The organism is Marinobacterium profundum (assembly GCF_001528745.1).
Taxonomy (GTDB): Bacteria; Pseudomonadota; Gammaproteobacteria; order Pseudomonadales; family Balneatricaceae; genus Marinobacterium_A; species Marinobacterium_A profundum.
In genome coordinates this window covers 1-18,575 of record NZ_BCNS01000128.1, presented here as the reverse complement: position 1 = coordinate 18,575, position 18,575 = coordinate 1, and the positions used below count along the sequence as shown (strand labels likewise).

At 52.9% G+C, this 18,575-nt stretch carries 15 protein-coding genes and 1 tRNA gene; 13 read left to right on the top strand and 3 right to left on the bottom strand.

Annotated elements, in window-relative coordinates; translation table 11 throughout:
* The first annotated feature begins 154 nt into the window (after window positions 1-154).
* The 6 genes from MPRO_RS14415 to MPRO_RS14390 all read left to right on the top strand — a co-directional run bounded on the left by MPRO_RS14415 (window position 155) and on the right by MPRO_RS14390 (window position 5,758).
* Window positions 155-856 carry an RraA family protein gene (locus MPRO_RS14415; RefSeq protein WP_067293978.1) on the top strand — a complete coding sequence of 234 codons (702 nt, stop codon included), beginning with the start codon at window positions 155-157 and terminating at the stop codon, window positions 854-856.
* On the top strand, window positions 853-1,779 hold the full coding sequence (locus MPRO_RS14410) for a hydroxyacid dehydrogenase (protein ID WP_216821310.1): 927 nt from the start codon (window positions 853-855) through the stop codon (window positions 1,777-1,779). The genes MPRO_RS14415 and MPRO_RS14410 overlap by 4 nt, the downstream gene beginning before the upstream one ends.
* 134 nt (window positions 1,780-1,913) lie before the next feature.
* Complete coding sequence (dctP, locus tag MPRO_RS14405) at window positions 1,914-2,915, top strand: TRAP transporter substrate-binding protein DctP (RefSeq protein WP_082708792.1); 1,002 nt, start codon at window positions 1,914-1,916, stop codon at window positions 2,913-2,915.
* 61 nt (window positions 2,916-2,976) lie between these two features.
* A complete protein-coding gene (locus MPRO_RS14400; RefSeq protein WP_067293974.1) occupies window positions 2,977-3,489 on the top strand; it encodes a TRAP transporter small permease in 513 nt (170 codons plus the stop codon).
* A 3-nt stretch (window positions 3,490-3,492) separates the two neighbouring features.
* On the top strand, window positions 3,493-4,782 hold the full coding sequence (locus MPRO_RS14395) for a TRAP transporter large permease (RefSeq protein WP_067293972.1): 1,290 nt from the start codon (window positions 3,493-3,495) through the stop codon (window positions 4,780-4,782).
* Between the two features lie 55 nt (window positions 4,783-4,837).
* Window positions 4,838-5,758 (top strand): SMP-30/gluconolactonase/LRE family protein, encoded by a 921-nt coding sequence (locus tag MPRO_RS14390; protein ID WP_067293968.1) that lies wholly within the window; start codon window positions 4,838-4,840, stop codon window positions 5,756-5,758.
* 833 nt (window positions 5,759-6,591) lie between these two features.
* On the opposite strand, the gene fahA is transcribed toward MPRO_RS14390, so the two are convergent.
* The gene (fahA, locus tag MPRO_RS14385) at window positions 6,592-7,911 is read right to left on the bottom strand and encodes a fumarylacetoacetase (RefSeq protein WP_067293966.1); all 1,320 of its coding nucleotides are present in this window, start codon (window positions 7,909-7,911) and stop codon (window positions 6,592-6,594) included.
* A gap of 568 nt (window positions 7,912-8,479) precedes the next feature.
* On the opposite strand from fahA, the gene MPRO_RS26565 reads away from it, so the two are divergent.
* Window positions 8,480-8,605, top strand: a complete 126-nt coding sequence (locus MPRO_RS26565; RefSeq protein WP_369406735.1) for a helix-turn-helix domain-containing protein — start codon at window positions 8,480-8,482, stop codon at window positions 8,603-8,605.
* 437 nt (window positions 8,606-9,042) lie between these two features.
* Here the strand turns inward: MPRO_RS26565 and MPRO_RS14380 are convergent, their stop codons facing one another.
* Together MPRO_RS14380 and MPRO_RS14375 are read right to left on the bottom strand one after the other, a co-directional pair.
* A complete protein-coding gene (locus MPRO_RS14380) occupies window positions 9,043-9,402 on the bottom strand; it encodes a hypothetical protein (protein WP_067293964.1) in 360 nt (119 codons plus the stop codon).
* Between the two features lie 228 nt (window positions 9,403-9,630).
* Window positions 9,631-9,717, bottom strand: a tRNA-Leu gene (locus tag MPRO_RS14375).
* A gap of 272 nt (window positions 9,718-9,989) precedes the next feature.
* Between MPRO_RS14375 and queA the strand changes: the two genes are divergently transcribed.
* From queA to rnr, 6 genes are all read left to right on the top strand, one after another.
* Window positions 9,990-11,036 carry a tRNA preQ1(34) S-adenosylmethionine ribosyltransferase-isomerase QueA gene (gene queA, locus MPRO_RS14370; RefSeq protein ID WP_067293961.1) on the top strand — a complete coding sequence of 349 codons (1,047 nt, stop codon included), beginning with the start codon at window positions 9,990-9,992 and terminating at the stop codon, window positions 11,034-11,036.
* 14 nt (window positions 11,037-11,050) lie between these two features.
* Window positions 11,051-12,172, top strand: coding sequence for a tRNA guanosine(34) transglycosylase Tgt (gene tgt / locus MPRO_RS14365; RefSeq protein ID WP_305067138.1), 1,122 nt, complete (start codon window positions 11,051-11,053; stop codon window positions 12,170-12,172).
* 36 nt (window positions 12,173-12,208) lie between these two features.
* Entirely contained in the window at window positions 12,209-12,541 is a 333-nt protein-coding gene (gene yajC / locus MPRO_RS14360) for a preprotein translocase subunit YajC (RefSeq protein WP_067293955.1), read from the top strand.
* 116 nt (window positions 12,542-12,657) lie between these two features.
* Window positions 12,658-14,511 carry a protein translocase subunit SecD gene (gene secD / locus MPRO_RS14355; protein ID WP_067293951.1) on the top strand — a complete coding sequence of 618 codons (1,854 nt, stop codon included), beginning with the start codon at window positions 12,658-12,660 and terminating at the stop codon, window positions 14,509-14,511.
* A gap of 10 nt (window positions 14,512-14,521) precedes the next feature.
* Window positions 14,522-15,445: a protein translocase subunit SecF gene (secF, locus tag MPRO_RS14350; RefSeq protein WP_067293949.1), complete on the top strand. Its 924-nt coding sequence runs from the start codon at window positions 14,522-14,524 to the stop codon at window positions 15,443-15,445.
* 299 nt (window positions 15,446-15,744) lie between these two features.
* Window positions 15,745-18,198, top strand: a complete 2,454-nt coding sequence (gene rnr / locus MPRO_RS14345; protein ID WP_067293946.1) for a ribonuclease R — start codon at window positions 15,745-15,747, stop codon at window positions 18,196-18,198.
* Window positions 18,199-18,575 lie beyond the last annotated feature (377 nt).

The window sequence follows — 18,575 nt, the reverse complement described above, 5'->3', positions numbered from 1 at the left end:
TAGTGATTAGAAATATAGTGCGTTTTTAATTAATGTTTTCTTATACGGCGCACGGGTATCATTCCGCTGTTTCAACTTAGGCTGAAATTATTATTTAAAATAATTATCTTGGCTAAGTACTAACTCTAGATTCCATCATTTTTGGGGAAGCACGATGTCAAACTCTAACAACAACACTAGTGATGTAATAAAAGAAATTGAGCGAGTATCTCCTGGTGTTGTATCTGAGGCGTTTCAGTACCAGGCTGCAATCCTGGCCGATGTTAATGGACGCAGGGGAGCGATGAATGGCCGTATCCAGGGCCTTTCGCCGAAAATGAAGATGGCGGGGCCAGCGTTCACTGTAGAGGTTCGTCCCGGCGATAACCTGATGATTCACGCTGCGCTGGCACTTGCAAAGCCCGGAGATGTGTTGGTCATCGACGGTAAAGGTGATTTGTCAGCTGCGCTGATGGGTACCATTATGATGACGCAGGCTGAGACGTTGGGCTTGGCGGGTGTCATTGTAGATGGTGCTGTCCGCGATGCTGAAGAAATTCGTGAGATGGGATATCCGGTCTTTGCTGCCGGAACCAATCCAAATGGCCCCACCAAGCTCGTTCCGGGCCGTGTTAACTGGCCGGTATCCGTTGGTGGCGTCACTGTTCGCCCCGGTGATCTGGTTGTTGCAGATTTTGATGGTGTGGTCGTTATTGAAAAAGAAAAGGCCGAGGGCCTGCTTCCGTTGGCTGCTAAAAAACATGCCGATGAAACCGCTCGAATTGAAGGTATCAAATCTGGAAAACAACTTCGTCCGTCCTGGCTGGAAAAAACGCTTGTGGCTGCTGGCGTTTTGAAGGAAGGAGAAGTTCTGTGAGCCAATCGAAAATTTTGGTAACGGGTTCCGATCTGGCGCAGCCGGCGATCGATCTTCTCTCCGGTTTTGATCTTGTTTTCGCTGGTAAAGCGCCTACTGAAGATGATCTGATCGGGTTGTGCCAGACTTACCAACCCATCGCGATCATTGTTCGCTACGGCAAAATTACCAGTAAAGTCATCGATGTTTGCGCCAACCTAAAAGTGATCTCAAAACACGGTAGCGGAATAGACACTATCGATGTTAAGGCTGCTGAACAAAAAGGTATTGCTGTAAAAGCAGCTGTCGGTGCAAATGCGAATGCTGTTGCTGAGCATGCATGGGCACTGATACTTGCTTGTGCAAAAGATGTCGTTTACCTGAACGATCGTATGCAGCAGGGTTACTGGGATAAGTCTGCGCATAAAACCCTGGAACTGAAAGGAAAGACTTTAGGTCTTATTGGCTTTGGCTCAATAGGTAGGAGAACGGCTGAGATTGCAGTCGCTTTTGGTATGGATGTGCTAGCTTATGATCCGTACGCGACTCAAGTCCCTGAAAATGTTACTCTGACTGATTTGGACACCATTTATACAATGTCTGACGTGATTTCACTACATTGTCCACTAACAGATGAGAGCAGGGAACTCATCAAGAAAGATGTGCTGGAAAAGCTTAAGCCGGGTGTGATCTTGGTCAACACTGCGCGAGGAGGGCTGATCGATGAGGAAGCTCTTGTCGAGAGAGTGCGTAGTGGAGTTATGGGGACTGTAGCGCTTGATAGTTTCCATTCAGAGCCTCTGGAGGGAGAGCACAAGTTTACGGGGTTGGAAGGTATCATACTGTCACCTCATATTGGTGGCGTGACGGGAGATGCGTACGTTAATATGGGCGTTGGCGCTGCGAATAATGTTTTGTCCGCTCTTCAATCCAAGGCTTCGTAAAAGGTATTTTGGTATAATGCTTTGACCTTTAATGCGAAAATAACTTATTGCTATTTTTCGAAAATAGAAGCGCTTTGTTTTGCCAAACTGTACTGCTAAGTGTACAAAAATATAAAAGAAAAAGGTGGGCTTAAATGAAATTTAATAATTTTAAAAAATGTAATTTTCTGGCTACTTCAGCTGTGGTTTTTACGCTTCTGAGCGCAGGGTATTCACATGCGAGTGAAAAGTGGACCGGTTATACCTACTCAGCTGTTTCTACAACTGCTGCTGTTAAAGGCCTTGAACGCATTGTCCAGGAAGTTGATACAAGCACTGACGGTGATTTAAAAATTAAGCTAAACTTAGGAAAATCCCTGCAGATAAAATCCTCTGATATTACTCAGGCGGCAGGAGATGACATTGTACAATTTGCCGCTGACGGATTTTTCTTGGGCAATGTACCCATCGGAGGCGTACTGAGGCTGCCGATGCTGATTAACTCGGATGAGGAGTGGGCCAAGGCAGTCGAAGTTATGAAGCCTTTTTTGAAAAAAGGTTTTGAAGAGCAATTAGTTGTTTATCTAGGTGGTTACCGTTACCCTCAGCAGGTTTTATTTACAACCTTCGAAATGAAGTCCCTGAGTGACATGGAAGGCAAAAAGATACGTGTCACGTCGCCGGAACAAGGAGAATTTATAAAGGCTTTCGGAGGGCAGCCGATTAATCTTGCAGGCACAGAAGTACCAACCTCACTTGAGAGGGGGGTTATTGACGGTGTCATTACCGCAAGTGCCGGCGGAGCAAAAAACTGGAGCGAATTTTTGCATTTCAACTATCGCTTTGGTGTGAATTATTTCAATAGTGTCATCATTGTCAATGCTGACCGTTTTAACGACTTGCCGGATAAAAGCCAGAAGGCACTTGCCAGCTCTGTAGAAAAAGAGAGTGTTAAGATAACCGAAGACTTCTCAAAAGATGAGCTCGTTCAAAAACAGAGCCAGCAAGAAAATGGTATGGTGATCTATGAGGCAAATGAAGCTGACTTCAATCTGGCTCTCGAGAAAATGAAACCCTATTGGGACGAATGGGCCAGCGCTCGTGGTCCGGAATATGTAGAAGCGCTGAGTGTTGTTAGAGAAGCTCTCGGGAAGTGATCGATAAACTTGTATTGGCGTATCAGTTCATAATTGATACGCCAATTTTAGGTGTTTAAATATGAAAACGCTCATTTCGATGATAGCACGCCTGACTTATTTAGTTGGTGCTACTGCGTTGTTTATCATGATGCTAATAGTCATTGTTGACATAGTGCTTCGAAGTGTATTCGGCTCTACATTGGGATTTGTAGAAGAAGTTGTCGGATATCTGGTTGTGGCGGTAACGATCTTCGGTGTAAGCATAACCTTTAGAGAAGGCGTATTGTTCAGGGTTGGATTCCTTTTTGACAACCTGTCTGACACTTTAAAACAGTATTTGAATGTCTTCTATTGTTTATTGGGTGTCGTCTTTTGCTCCACGATGGCTTGGTATACTGCGCTTTTAGTCATCAGTTCCTTTAAAAGAGGAAAGATTGCGGCGACAGAGCTACAGACACCTTTATACATTCCTCAAGTCATAATTCCGGTTGGGTTTGTGATATTTTTGATCTTTATTTTTGAAAAGATGTTTTCAAAACAGAAGAGCGATGAATCCAAAAATATCGAAATGCTTGAGGATAGTGGAGAGTAAATAATGGAAGCTATTCTTGTAATCGGTTTGTTAATAGGGCTAATTTTAGGCGGGCTATGGGTTCATATAGCAGTCGGGATCTCAGCATTATTTTATATCGTGATGCTACAGGGCTTTGGCGGATTAAAGTCTCTTGGTTTGGTAAGTTGGGGTGCAGCCGACAGTTATACGCTATCTGCTATTCCACTCTTTGTTCTGATGGCAGAGATACTGTTATGTAGCGGGCTCAGTAGCCGTCTGTTTACTGGTCTAGCACCAATTGTAGGACGGTTGCCAGGTGGGTTATTTCACACTAACGTCATTGGCTGCGGTATATTTGCGGCTGTCTCGGGTGGGAGTGCTTCTACTGCTGCTGCAATTGGTACAGTAGCCCTGCCTGAGCTTGGACGGTTGGGTTATGATAAAAGATTGGCTGCTGGTTCACTTGCAGCAGGTGGGACTTTGGGAATTCTCATTCCACCAAGCATTACTATGATTGTGTATGCCACCTTTACAGAAACTTCAATTCCGAAGCTCTTTATGGCAGGCGTACTACCTGGAATTCTGCTTATTGGCTTGTACCTGTCCTATATTTTTATACGGGTAAAGATCAATCCTGCTCTTGCCCCTTCAAGTGAAACTATTGAAGACAAAGGACTTATTTCGTCTTTGTTTAATGTATTTCCATTTGTACTGCTGATAGGTGTTGTTATGGGCAGTATTTATGGAGGTATAGCGACTCCCACTGAAGCCGGCGCTATCGGCGCAGTCGGTGCAATGATCATTGCAGGCGTATTCCGCTCTATAAACCTTGGTGTTGTACAGAAGTCATTGCATAGAACACTTGTGATGAGCGGTAACATCCTGTTCATAGTTTTTGTTTCCATGTTGTTTGCCTATGCAACCGCGTTGTCCGGTTTCGGAGAAACGTTGGCTGTATGGCTTAAAGAAGCGGGTTTGTCGAAAATCGAGTTTCTTCTTGCGGCCCTTGTTTTTTACGCAGTATTGGGTTGTTTTATGGAAGGTCTCGGCATGATCGCGATCACGGTTCCTATTATTTACCCAACGTTAGCAGCTTATGGTATCGATCCCATCTGGTTCGGTATATATATGGTTATCCTGGTTGAGCTGGGCCAGTTGACACCGCCACTGGGTGTTATACTCTTTGTTGTGGCAAGCACCTGGCATAAATTGAAGATTGAAGATGTGGTGATGGGTACTTTACCGTTCTTCATTTTGATTGTATTGCTGATCTTTATACTTATCAGGTTTCCTGAGTTGGCGCTTTGGCTACCAAATAAAATGCTAAGTTAGAATTGGCTATCATTTGGTGTTATTGATTTTATATTTCTGATTTGGTGTATATGAAATGTTTACATTTACTCAGCCGTTGATTAAGGAAACAAATGTCTTTTCTCGTCTGCCAGATGAGTATAGACGATCTGATAAGAAGAACGCCTGGTCGCTCGCGAACCGTGGTGGAGCCCCTGTGCACTCGTTTTTAGAAGGGCCTGTTTTCGATAGTAGAGAAAACCTATATGTCACAGACATTCCATACGGGCGAATATTCAAAATAACTCCAGCGGGTGAATGGAGCTTGGTAGCCGAGTATGATGGCGAGCCGAATGGAATGAAATTTTATGACGATAAGACTCTCGTCATAGCTGATTATAAGAATGGTTTGCTGCTTCTGGATGTCGATTCCGGTCAGGTATCCACGCTGCTAGATCGTCGTAATACCGAAAGATTCAAGGGTATAAACGACCTTGTTTTTGACTCTGCTGGAAATCTTTATTTCACAGATCAGGGCCAGACAGGGCTGCACGATCCTACCGGGCGAGTTTACCGTCTCTCTCTCGACGGCAGGCTGGATTGCTTATTGAGTAATGCCCCAAGCCCCAACGGGCTTGTTTTGTCTACCGACGAGGAAGTCTTATTCGTCGCTATGACAAGAGGGAACTGTGTATGGCGGGTGCCGCTGATGCGCGATGGTTCCGTTAGTAAAGTCGGCCAGTTTTTTACTTCCTACGGACCCAGTGGTCCTGATGGTCTTGCGATGGATGAATCCGGCCGACTTATCGTCTGCAACCCAGGTCTTGGGGTGGGCTGGGTTCTGAATCAGAAGGGTGAACCGGAAGAGGTATTGAAATCTGTTGCGGGAGCGTCTTTAACCAATATTGCATTTGGCGGCGCTAATAGATCTACAGCGTATTTTACCGAGTCGGTTACGGGTACAGTTTTATATACAAAAATGTCAGCGCCTGGTTGCAAACTATATATGGCAATTTAACTAATTACGATAAGCTTTACATAGAGTTAGGTAAGGTTTATGACCCAGCACTACTGGGGCAGCAGGTTGAAGAGAATATAATCTAACAAGATGTTATCTCCTTAATCTGCTGCTTCCAGTTTTTATTTTTATGATTTTCGTTGAACTGTGCGTTTCTTACACGTTCGGCAAGTGCTCTACTGCAGTTACTAACCCAGCGGGTTGATATGTTTTGACCTGTCAATGGTTACGCGAATCTTGGTTTAAAGCATGTTGGTTCAAGCCACGCCCGGCAGATGACGCGGTCAGTCATACTGATATACTTGGAATGGTTACCATCAGACTTTACTACGTTGTAGAGCTGGTCTTTCTCTTACATAGAGTAATCAGCCGGAAATGCCCCGCAGGGATTATCCTGTTGGCTGGTGCCGGTCAGGTCTAATTCGGGCAAGGGTTCTCAACACCGGCCCGCTATGTACTGAGTCAACACGTCTGCTTGTCCACTTGTTTAATCGCTTTTCTTGTCCTGCTAGGCTCTGTCATCGCTGTCATCGCTGTCATCGCTGTCATCGCTGTCATCGCTTGAACGCAACAGCTGGGCCAGTTTGAGTGCGCCCGTCGATTGCTCTTGATGCGCTCTTCTGAATTTTGTGGAGTCAACGACGGCGTCAATAACTGACAGCCATGCCTAGAGGCGATGATCTGTCGCTGCTGTCCGGCCCTTTCAGCTCTTGAGCACTGATCCGCGACTGGCGCGGATCAGTGTATCGAAGAACCCGCGATCACGGAGCGTTTTTTGCCCCTGTCGTTTGTTATCGAGATCACCCTTAAGTTTCCGGTGCTTTGTCGCCGAATTATTGGGTTACTGCTGGCAGTACGGTGCCTACCACCTCACCGAACCCAATACGTGCAGCGCCTGGCTTCTCGCAAAAGCCGCGTATCGCCATCGTATCGCCGTCCTCAAGGAAAGTGCGGGTTTCCCCGTTTGGCAGGCTGATCGGCTGCTTGCCGCCATTGGTCAATTCGAGCAGTGAGCCGGCCTCTTCAGGTTTCGGGCCGGACTGAGTGCCGGAACCAAACAGATCCCCCGGCTGCAGGTTGCAACCGTTGACGGTGTGGTGCGCCACCATCTGAGCGACAGTCCAATAGGAGTGCCGGAAGCTCGATGTCGAAAGTCTTGCGGGAGCTTCCCCCGCAGCGTGCATTTTCTCCGTCTGAAGCAGGCATTCGAACTGGATATCGATGGCTCCCTCGTGGCTGTTGGCGTCCGAACTCAGATAGGGTAGCGGCTGAGGGTCGGCGGCCGGGTGACTGTAGGCAGTGCGGTAGGGAGCCAGCGCTTCCAGGGTCACCAGCCAAGGCGAGATGGTCGAAGCGAAATTCTTGGACAGGAAGGGGCCCAACGGTTGGTATTCCCAGGCCTGGATATCACGTGCGGACCAGTCGTTGAAAAGACAAATGCCGAAAACATGGTTCTCCGCATCGTCGATCGGCACAGGCTGGCCCAGTGCATTGCCAGTGCCGATGAAGATACCGAGCTCTAGCTCGTAGTCAAGACGCTTACAGGGACCGAAAGTCGGTTCGCTTGCGTCCGGCGCCCGGGTCTGTCCCGACGGACGGGGGAATTGTTGACCGGATATGCGGATCGACGATGCGCGGCCATGATAGGCAATTGGCACCCACTTGTAGTTCGGCAGCAACGGATTATCGGGACGGAACAATGAGCCGACTGTGGTGGCGTGGTAAACCGAGGTATAGAAATCACTGTAGTCGCCAATGGAGCAGGGTAGATCATATTCGGCGTCGGCCTGTGCGACAAGGCAGTGCTTCAGTTGCTCTTGAGCACTACTGCCGGCGCGCAGGGTTCGTGACAGCGCGAGGCGCAGCGCGGACCAGCTGGTTTTACCCATTGCCATGAAACGATTCAGGCGGGGTTCTGCTGCGGCGGCCAGGGCTTCGCCGGCGAGGCCGTCGAACAGGGCGCTCTTGTTCAGCGCCGCGAGATCCAGAATCTGGTCGCCAATGGCCACGCCGCCACGAAATGCTTCATTAGAGTTTCTGCGGCGGAAGCTGGCGAAAGGTAGATTCTGGACCGGGAAATCAGTGTCGCCTCCATTGGCGGATTCGACCCAGCTGGTGAGGTTGCTGTCATGGGTTTCGTTCAGTGTCGTCATGTTTTATTTCTCATTGTTCCAATGATCTTATCAGACTCAACTTAAATTCAATCAAGCCGTACGAGGTCTCTGTTTTTATACTTCCTGCTGAATATGTTGAGATGCCGGGGTCCGAGAGGGTTGATCAATGCTGCGGGCAGAACTCTTCTGTCGTACCGTCCTATGTGGTTAGGTTAGACATGCTTTCAATGCGCACAAATGATCTCATTTGAGACTAACTATACGTAATATTGTGCAGTTTTACAATAATTTCTCCATTTAATAGTGGTATTCCGTCAAAAATACTAGATTTAAAAGGGCTATATGGTCTCTAATGAGATCTTATTTGTGGTTTGTGTTTCGGTCGATTTGATGATCTGGTCCTGTCTGCGACGCGTTTCAGGTGGTGTTATGGTGCAGGAAAACGCTAGTGTACTGCTTCGTAATTATGCAAACTTAAATAACACCTTTCGGTCTGAGCTTGCTCTGCCCAGCCAAGAGCACAAAAATGCGCGTAGCCCCGACGATCCAACGGAGTACGGATGAAGAATAGAAACTGACGCGGCTTGCTCGCTCGAATACCACGAGAGTGCGGTTGGCGCGACGGGCGCGCATCGTGTTACTGGCGTCGTCGGGCTTGAATAACCAGGCGATTGCGACACAGCTCGGCATCGGTCGCGTGCAGGCCGGGCGCTGGAGAGAGCGCTACGCGTAAGGTGGGCTGGCTGCCATCGGACAGGACCTGCCGCGTGGTGGGCGCCCGCCTAAGGTGGATGCCGCCGAGATCGTGCGGCGAACAACCAAGACGCAGCCTATAGCGGCGACCCAGTGGAACACGCGGACTCTGGCCCGAGAAATGGGCGTGAGCTAGCAATAATTGAGCTTAGATTTTAGCTGCGGCCTTCATTGCTGGGCGGTCGGAGATAGCTTGTCGCAGGCAAGGCGGTGTTTCAGTTGGCGATATGTTTTTTGAATGCAGTCCTGCTGGACGAGCGGAGTAAGAGTCCGCCCGATCATCATGGCTGTTGCGATGCGTTGAACTAAAGGGATGGCGTCGCAAGGCCGACTCAGCCCCCGGAGGTTTCGGGGGCTGGCTTCGCAGCAGGGCTTTGTTGCGATGATCTTGAGCCGGAAAAGGCTGCCTGGCTGCAACTACAAGGTTGCGGAGCCGTCGGGGGGCGTTGATTCGGAGTCGCTGTCAGTGGTGAGCTCCTCTTTGATATAACGCTGAACGTGCCCCTGAATTTTGCGGCTGGTGATATATGCCCACAGACCCACCAGAGTGCCGGCTGCGCCGAAAATAATACGCCCTTCGGGTATGAGCAGCATCAACAGTAACGTCAGCGGAATAATAATCATTAAACCGTACTTGCCGCGTTTGCCTACGGTCTCTATCAGCTGCTCGGCATCGGCCCGGGTGGTGACGCCTGCGCCTGGCAGTTTCTGCCGTAGCGAGGCGTATTCGCGCTCGCTTCTTTTCGCCTGGCGTCCGAATGGGTCTCTGAAGTTCATCGGCTAGTCTCTGTGTTTGGTCATTGTGAGAGAGCCCGTTTTCAACTTGGCTTGCAAGTGGCTAAGCAGGGTGCGGGTGTTTGCAGCACCTCTGCGCCCATTCAGGCGCCTGTTGCAGCATCCCTTTGTGCTGATCCATGACTGATCAGGCGTTTCCTGCCTGGCATCAGGAGGTTTTCATGGGCCAGATACGAAAAAAGCCTGCATTGCTGCAAGCCTCTTCTGAGATGGTACCAGTGGCCGGACTCGAACCGGCACGCTTTTAAGGGCGGGGGATTTTGAATCCCCTGTGTCTACCAATTTCACCACACTGGCAACGCTGTGTATGTCTACACGGGTCTACATGGCATATTTGCTGATCAATGAAGAAAAATCAACAGCAATATCAACGCTTTACCATAAAATTAGCACTAGAGGGGTTGAATTTTGAATCCCCTGTGTATACCAATTTCACCACACTGGCACAGCGAGGGCATATTATAAGTAGCTTTGCCCGTGGGTCAATCATCATTAGTCAAAACGACTGAAAAAAACTTCCGCATCCGTTACAATCCGCTCCCTTTCCATAAATATCTGTTCGAGCTGTGATGCAGGTTAAAGACTTTAGTTTCGAATTGCCCGACGAGCTGATCGCGCGCTTCCCGCTGGAGCGGCGTTCGGCCAGCCGTTTGCTGTGCCTGGATGGTGACAGCGGTGCTATTGCACACCGTGCCTTTAGCAACATCCTTGAATTGCTTAACCCCGGGGATCTGCTGGTATTTAATGATACCCGCGTGATCCCTGCGCGGCTGTTTGGCGAGAAGGCCAGCGGCGGCAAGGTTGAGGTGCTGATAGAGCGCGTACTGGATGCTGGCCAGGCGTTGGCCCATGTGCGCGCCAGTCGTGCGCCCAAGCCCGGTACCGAGTTGCTGCTCGAGGGTGCCGTGCGCGCCAAGGTAACCGGCCGCCAGGGTAATCTGTTCGAGCTGAGCTTCGATATCGATCGCCACCTGGTGGAGGTGCTGGAAGAATTCGGTCATATGCCGCTGCCGCCCTATATGAAGCGGGATGATCAGCAGTCGGATCGTGAGCGCTATCAGACTGTCTATAACCGCAATCCGGGTGCGGTCGCTGCGCCCACGGCGGGGCTGCATTTTGACAATGAACTGCTGGTGCAGCTGGAGGCCCGCGGCGTGCAGCAGGCGTTTGTGACCCTGCACGTCGGCGCTGGCACTTTTCAGCCGGTGAAGGTCGAGCAGGTGCAGGATCACCAGATGCACGCCGAGTTTATCGAGGTGAGCGAAGCGGTCTGCCAGGCAGTGCGTGACACCCGTGCCCGTGGCGGCCGTGTGGTGGCGGTGGGTACCACCAGTGTGCGCTGCCTGGAGACGGCCAGTCGCAGTGGCGAGATCGTGCCCTACAGCGGCGATACCGATATTTTCATTTACCCGGGGTACGAGTACCGCACGGTAGATGCCCTGATTACCAATTTTCACCTGCCTGAATCAACCTTGCTGATGCTGGTAAGCGCCTTTGCAGGCTACGACGGCATCATGCAGGCGTATCGCGAAGCTGTTGCCGAGCGCTACCGTTTTTTCAGTTATGGGGATGCGATGTTTCTGACGCGCCGTGGCGCGGCTTTGGAGGATAAGTGAGCAGAAGCTGTTTTATGAATTACGAGCGCCTGGCCGTTGATGGCAAGGCGCGTCGCGGTCGTCTGACATTCCCCCGTGGCGTGGTGGAAACACCGGCCTTTATGCCGGTGGGCACCTACGGTACCGTCAAGGGCATGCTGCCGCGGGATATCGAGGCTACCGGCGCCCAGATGATTCTGGGCAATACCTTCCACCTGATGCTGCGCCCTGGCACCGAGATTATTCGTCAGCACGGTGATCTGCATGACTTTATGCAGTGGAAAGGCCCGATCCTGACCGATTCCGGTGGCTTCCAGGTGTTCAGTCTTGGCGCCATGCGCAAGATCACCGAAGAAGGCGTGGCCTTTCAGTCACCGGTGGACGGCTCCAAGGTGTTTATCGACCCTGAACGTTCCATGCAGGTGCAGCGGGAACTGGGCTCCGATGTCGTGATGATCTTTGATGAGTGCACACCTCATCCCGCCACAGAGGACGAAGCCGCCAAGTCGATGCGTTTGTCGCTGCGCTGGGCCGAGCGTTCCAAGACCGCCCATGGCGACAGCCCGTCGGCGCTCTTTGGCATAGTGCAGGGCGGCATGTACGAGTCGCTGCGCGATGAGTCTCTGGCGGGCCTGACTGAAATTGGCTTCGATGGCTATGCCATTGGTGGCCTGTCGGTGGGCGAGCCCAAGGAAGACATGATGCGGGTGCTGGATCATCTGGCGTGGAAAATGCCGGAAGACAAGCCCCGCTACCTCATGGGTGTAGGCAAGCCGGAAGACCTGGTGGAAGGCGTGCGCCGTGGTGTGGATATGTTCGACTGCGTCATGCCGACCCGCAATGCGCGCAACGGCTTTCTGTTTGGCAGCAAGGGCGTGGTGAAAATTCGCAATTCGGCCAACAAGACGGATACGCGTCCCGTGGACGACAAATGCGATTGCTACACCTGCCAGAACTTCAGCCGTGCCTATCTGCATCATCTGGACAAGTGCAAGGAAATCCTCGGTGCGCAACTTAATACCATCCACAACCTGCATTACTATCAGGTGTTGATGGCCGGTTTGCGTGCTGCTATCGAACAGGGTAAATTGAGCGCCTTTGTCGATGAGTTTTATGCTGAGCGAGGCCTTGAAACGCCGCCGCTTGCCTCCATATAAGTCACAGCATTTCAACGTTCTAAGGAGTAAAGCTAGATGAGCTTTCTGATTTCTTCAGCCCAGGCGGCAGAGACCGGCGTCGGCGGTTTGGATCCAGGCATTTTCAACATTCTGTTTCTGGTCGGCTTTGGTCTGATTTTTTACTTTTTCATGTGGCGCCCACAGGCCAAGCGTGCAAAAGACCACAAAAACCTGATCGGTAATCTGGCCAAGGGTGATGAAGTGCTCACCGCTGGCGGCATTATCGGCAAGGTCGCCAAGGTCAGCGATGACTACGTGGTACTGGAAGTCTGCGAAGGCACCCAGCTGAGCTTCCAGAAAGCGCACGTAGCGGCGGCACTGCCCAAGGGCACGATCAAGAATATTTGATGCCCGCCTGACGGAAAACGCCACTGTTACAGTGGCGTTTTTATTTAACCACCGGATGTATTGCATGCCGCGTGCGCAGCTGGCGCAGGCGCGGTGCTGAACGAACAGGGCGACCTATGCTCAATCGCTACCCTCTGTGGAAAAACCTGCTGATTCTGCTGCTGCTGGCATTGGGCCTGTTGTATGCGGCGCCCAACCTGTACCCCGATGACTATGCCATCCAGCTGTCGGGCACGCGCGAAGTCTATCAAGTGGATGAGCCGCTGCTGCAGCGCATCTCCACGGAACTGGAGCGTGAAGGCATCCATTCCAAAAGCGTTGAACTGCAAGATGGCAGCGGGATGGTACGTTTCGTAGACGGCGAAAGTCAGCTGCGGGCCAAGGCTGTTATTGCCAAAGTGGTGGGTGAACAGTATGTGGTGGCAATGAATCTGGCCCCCACAACACCTGACTGGCTGCGCGCTCTGGGTGCAGGCCCGATGAAGCTGGGTCTGGATTTGCGTGGCGGTGTGCACTTCCTGCTGGAAGTCGACACTGTGCAGGCCGTGGCGCAGCGTCTTGAGGTCTATGTCTCCGAGATCAAAACCAAGCTGCGACAGGAAAAGCTGCGTTACCGGTTGGTGGATCACCGTAGCGATGGCAGCCTGGAGGTCAAGTTTGCCGATGAGGCCATGCGTGATGAAGCCCGCAGTCTGCTGCGCAAGGACTACCCCGAGTTTCTGTTGTCCGACGAAACCGTCGATGGCGCCTTCTATGTTGTCATTAGCCTGACTGAGCAGACGGTGAGCGATATCGAGGACTATGCGGTCAAGCAGAACCTCACCACCCTGCGCAACCGTGTTAACGAACTGGGCGTAGCCGAGCCGCTGGTGCAGCGTCAGGGTCGCAACCGCATAGTGGTGCAGTTGCCAGGTGTGCAGGACGCCGCTGCGGCCAAGCGCATTATCGGTAAAACGGCGAATCTTGAATTCCGCCTCGAAGCGTCGCCCCAGGCGACCGGAGTCACTACCGAAACCTACGAGTTCCGCAGCCAGCCGGGCCGGGATGCCACCATTGAGCGTGACATCATTATTACCGGTTCCAGCGTTGCCAATGCTCAGGCGGCCTTTGACGAGAACGGTCAGCCACAGGTGTCCATTACACTGGATGCCAAGGGTGGCCAGATGATGGGGCGTGTTACGCGTAACGCCATTCAGCGTCGCATGGCGGTGCTCTTTGTCGAGTACAAGAGCCGCACTCTGACCGAAACTGTAGATGGTGTGGTGGAAGAGCGCCGTATTCCCTACGTCGAGAAGAAGATCATTTCGTTGGCGACCATCCAGTCGGTACTGGGTTCGCAGTTCCGCATTACCGGGCTTGAAAGCGCCACCGAATCGTCTGAGCTGGCGTTGCTGTTGCGTGCCGGCGCCCTGGCGGCCCCGATCTACTTCGTTGAAGAGCGCAGCATAGGCCCGAGCCTGGGTGCCGAGAATATCGAGCTGGGTGTGATGTCGGTGAAAATCGGTTTTGCACTGGTGCTGATCTTCATGGTGCTGTACTACCGCGTATTCGGCATTCTGGCGAATGTTGCTCTGACTCTGAACCTGGTGCTGCTGGTGGCGGTGATGTCGCTGCTGTCGGCCACGCTGACACTGCCGGGTATCGCCGGTATCGTGCTTACGGTGGGTATGGCGGTGGATGCCAACGTACTTATTTTCTCCCGCATACGGGAGGAGCTGAATAACGGTGTGCCGGGACAATCCGCCATCAATGCAGGTTTCAGTCGCGCCTTCACCACCATTCTGGATGCCAACGTCACCACCCTGATAGCCGCGCTGATTTTGTTCGCGATGGGCACAGGTCCCGTGAAGGGCTTTGCAGTGACGCTGTCGGTGGGGATAGTAACCTCGATGTTCACGGCGATTGTGGTAACACGGGCGCTGGTGAATCTGACTTACGGCGGGCGCAAGCTCAACCGCTTGGCGCTCTGAGGAACAGGTTATGGCAAAGCAGAACAAAATTATCAACTTTATGGGGCTCGGCAAGATCGCCTTTGCGATCTCGGCCCTGCTGATCCTGATCTCGCTGGGATCCCTGGCGACCAAGGGGCTGCAGTTTGGCCTCGATTTCACCGGCGGCAGTCTGGTGGAAGTGGGTTATGAGCAGGATGCGGATCTTGGCAAGATCCGTCAGATAATGAGTGAGGCCGGTTATCAGGATGTGACCGTACAGAACTTCGGTGCCGCCACCGATGTACTGATTCGCATGGGGGAAACCCATGATCCCAAGCTGGGTGATGCCGTACTGGCTGCGCTGCAGGCTGGCGAAACCCAGAAGATTGAACTGCGCCGCAACGAATACGTTGGCGCTCAGGTCGGCGAAGAGCTGCGCGAGCAGGGCGGTTTGGGCATGCTTATGGCGCTGTTCATGATCATGGTTTATATCGCCTTTCGCTTTCAGTTCAAGTTCTCTGTGGGCTCGGTACTGGCGCTGGCCCACGACGTTATCATCACTTTGGGCTTCTTCTCGGTGATGGGGATTGAGTTTGATCTGACGGTACTGGCGGCGGTGCTGGCGGTGATCGGTTACTCGCTCAACGATACCATAGTGGTATTCGACCGTATCCGAGAGAACTTCCGTTTGCTGCGCAAGGAAGATGCGGTCGAGGTGATCAACATCTCCCTGACGCAAACCCTTAGCCGTACCCTGATGACATCCTTTACTACCTTGCTGGTGGTATTGGCGCTGGCGATATTTGGTGGCGAGACTATCCACGGCTTTGCGCTGGCGTTGCTGGTGGGCATAGGTGTGGGTACCTACTCATCCATTTATGTCGCCGCCAACGTGATGCTGCTGATGGGGGTAAGTCGGGACGACCTGATACCGCCGCCCAAAGAAGACGACGTGGTCGACGAGTTGCCGTGATAGACTCCCCGAGCCGACCAGAGAGTCGGCTCAATTTTTTGCTTGACCGGTCGAGTAGCTTAATAAGCTGCACGGGAGATGTGACAGGGCTCTGACGGAGCCCCCTCCTGTTGCCTGCGGGCACCGATCGCGCCGACACACTGTGTTGTCGGGTACAACCGGGTATTCAGGCGGACCGGGTACGTTCGTTCAGAACCATGCTGTTGCAAGGGCATGTGGGCGCGGGCGCAGCGTCGCAGGCGTCCCACTGCATTCGCATCTATTATGTTTCTGGGATCAAGGACCTAACTGGATTATTAATGACAAACGACTGGCTAAAACGTGACCCCCAGGCTCAGGCCGAAGCAGAAAAATATGGCAAGCCGGCGCCCAGCCGTGACTTCCTGCTGGAATTCCTGCAGGAGTGGGGCGCGCCTATCAGCCACGGCCGCCTGTGCCGTGAGCTGGGTATCGATGATGAAGACTGTGTTGAAGCGGTGTCCCGCCGCCTGAAGGCCATGTGCCGTGACGGTCAGCTGATGAGCAACCGTCGCAGCGAATTCGGCATCATCAAGAAAATGGATCTTATCGCCGGCCGTGTTATCGGCCACCGCGATGGCTTTGGTTTTGTATCGCCGGACGCCAAAGGCGATGACCTGTTCATCAGCCCGCGTCAGATGCGTCAGGTATTCGACGGTGACCGTGTGCTGGTGCAGGAAGTCAGCATTGACTACCGCGGCCGCCGCGAAGGCAAGATTATAGAAGTGCTAGAGCGCGGTACCCGCACTCTGGTGGGGCGCTACAAGGTGCAGGGCGACCTGGGCTACCTGATTCCGGAAAATCAGCGTATTACGCAGCAGATCATGATCGCGGCCGATGCCAAGGGCAGCCCACCGTTCCGTGATGGCCAGCTGGTGGTGGCTGAACTGATGCAACAGCCGGGCAAGCATGAGATTCCCCAGGCCCGCGTGGTCGAGGTGCTGGGTGATCACATGGCGCCGGGCATGGAAATCAAGGTTGCCATCCACAACCATGAAATTCCCGATGAGTGGCCCGATGCTGTGCGCCGGGAAGTGGCAAGTCTGTCGGCTGAGGTGGAGGAATCCGCCAAGCTGAACCGTGTCGACCTGCGTCATCTGCCGCTGGTCACCATCGATGGTGAAGACGCCAAGGATTTCGATGATGCTGTCTATGCCGAGCGCAAGCGCACCGGCGGCTGGCGTCTGTGGGTCGCGATTGCCGATGTATCCTGGTATGTCCGCCCCGGCACTGAGCTCGACAAGGAAGGTATCAGCCGTGGCAACTCGGTGTACTTCCCCGAGTTTGTGGTGCCCATGCTGCCTGAAGTGCTGTCCAACGGCCTGTGCTCGCTGAACCCCCATGTGGATCGTCTGGCCATGGTATGCGAGATGACCATCAGCGCCAGCGGCAAGCTGTCGGGTTATCAGTTCTACGAAGCGGTGATTCAGTCCCATGCGCGCCTGACCTATAACAAGGTCTCCACCATACTGACCGAGCCAAAAAGCGCCCAGGGCAAGCAGCTGCGCGGTGAATATGCCGCCGTTGTACCGCATCTTGAAGACCTGTACAGCCTGTACTTTGGGCTGCGCAAGGCGCGGGATGTGCGCGGTGCCATCGACTTTGAAACCACTGAGACTCGTATCCTGTTCTCCAGCGAGCGCAAGATCGAGGAGATAGTGCCGGTCGTGCGCAACGACGCCCACAAGGTGATCGAAGAATGCATGCTGTGCGCCAACGTGGCGACGGCGCGCTTCCTCGCCAAGCTCAAGGTGCCGGCGCTGTATCGCATCCACGAAGGCCCGAAAGAGCAGAAACTGGTGAGCCTGCGTGCCTACCTCGGTGAGCTGGGTCTGTCTCTCGGTGGCGGCGACAAGCCGGAGCCGTCCGACTATCAGAAGCTGACGGCGCAGATCGAAAAACGCCCGGATCGTCTGGTCGTACAGACCATGATGCTGCGCTCCATGCGTCAGGCCGTGTACAGCCCTGAAAATTTGGGACACTTCGGTCTGGCCTATGCGGCCTACACTCACTTCACCTCGCCGATTCGTCGTTATCCGGATCTGCTGGTGCATCGAGCGATTCGTGCAGCTATTCATGCCGAGGGTGATCGTTCACTGATGGATCGCCTCAAGTCGGCCTTCAGCAGCGGTTCGTCCAAAACCATGCGTCGGCCGGATGGCTTCAAGTCCAATCCGCAGTTCCGCTACCGCTACACCGAAGAGCAGATGGTGCAGCTGGGCGAGCATTGTTCCATGACCGAGCGTCGCGCCGATGATGCGACCCGCGATGTCATGTCCTGGCTCAAGTGCGAGTACATGCTGGATCAGGTGGGCGAGGAGCACGAAGGCGTGATTACCGCCGTGACCGGCTTTGGCTGCTTTGTTGAGCTTAAGCAGGTGTATGTCGAAGGTCTGGTGCATATTACTGCACTGCCGTCCGACTACTATCACTTCGATGCGGCCAAGCAGCGTCTTGTGGGCGAGCGCATGCGCAAAACCTACAAACTCGGTGATGCAGTGCGGGTGAAGGTACTGCGGGTGGACCTGGATGAGCGCAAGATCGATTTCGAGCTGCTCGACAAGTCTGGCTCAGGCAAAACCAAAAGCACCCGTGAGCGTCTGGCGGAAGGCAAGCTGGATGACCGCTCGGACGCCAAGTCCTCCGAGGGTGCTAATGCCGGTGGCAAGCCCGCAGGCAAGAAGCCTGCCGGCAAGAGCCGTCGGCCGCGCTCGCGCAACCGTCGTCCGTCCTAGCAGCCTGTCGGGCTTGGCCGGTCGTAGCGAGGGAAAGACCGATTTGAGTTAGTTTTTGAGCTCTTTTGAGGCAAATAGTGGTTCTATTTAACACTTGAAACGAAGTGGAAAGAACCGCTTTAGCGGGGTCGCAGACCGAGGAGCCTGCGACGAGTAAAAAAGAGAACACAAAGTGACCAAATTCGGCTTTTCCGCAGTAGACCAGTGGTAAGTCCGACAGGCTGCTAGGAGGCTGTCCGAGAATGCTGGCCGTAGCGAGAGCCGACTGATTTGAGCGGGTTTTTGCGGTGTTTTAAGGCGAATAGTGGTTCTATTTAACGCAAAACAGCACAAAAAACAGCCAAACTCAGGTGGCTCGACTCAGGTAGTATCTGTAT